The organism is Paenibacillus sp. oral taxon 786 str. D14 (assembly GCF_000159955.1).
Taxonomy (GTDB): domain Bacteria; phylum Bacillota; class Bacilli; order Paenibacillales; family Paenibacillaceae; genus Fontibacillus; species Fontibacillus phoenicis.
On record NZ_GG695992.1, the window covers coordinates 65241 to 65818 of the forward strand.

At 43.8% G+C, this 578-nt stretch carries 1 protein-coding gene; it reads left to right on the plus strand.

Annotated elements, in window-relative coordinates:
* Positions 1-237: 237 nt before the first annotated feature.
* The gene (locus POTG_RS19735) at positions 238-498 is read left to right on the plus strand and encodes a LysM peptidoglycan-binding domain-containing protein (protein WP_232282361.1); all 261 of its coding nucleotides are present in this window, start codon (positions 238-240) and stop codon (positions 496-498) included.
* Positions 499-578: the final 80 nt, after the last annotated feature.

A 578-nucleotide genomic window follows, 5' to 3' on the forward strand; every position in this document is an offset into this window, starting at 1 on the left:
AGTTTGGGAGACGAGAACTATTTCCGAAAAAAACAGGAACAACTGTTCGAAAAAAACTATTGAATCAAACAAGTGTTCGTGTTATATTGATTACATTAACACAGAACACTTGTTTGGAGTGATGGTGAAATGTTGAGATATAGTTCTTATCAAAGCATCTATGAACAACCTTCTTTTCGTCGCCCTGTGAAGAGAAGTTTACATATGAACGTCTTCCTTAAGAGTAGATTGTCCAAAATGGCCCTGCTTTTAATCATCTTCAGCATCACATGTACTGGAATGGTACAAGCCTTTGCTGCTTCTTCGGATAGCTCTGAGGGAGCAAATCGGCCGGAATATGTCGTGGTTATGCCAGGGGATACGTTATGGGAAATTGCCGTGGCACATAAGCCGCAGGGCCTGGACACAAGGGTCTATGTTCAGAAGCTGATCCGGACGAACGGGCTGAGCAGCAGCGAGATTCAAGCTGGGGATACGTTGATGTTGCCGAGCAGATAATTGATGCTTACAAAGATCATGATCAGAGGTTTACCGATTCATTCGAACAGAGCTTGTTCCAAGGTATTCCGGCAGGGGTT

Excerpts from the sequence above, each read along its gene's own strand:
- POTG_RS19735 (WP_232282361.1), top strand. The coding sequence starts at position 238 with ATGGCCCTGCTTTTAATCATCTTCAGCATCACATGTACTGGAATGGTA.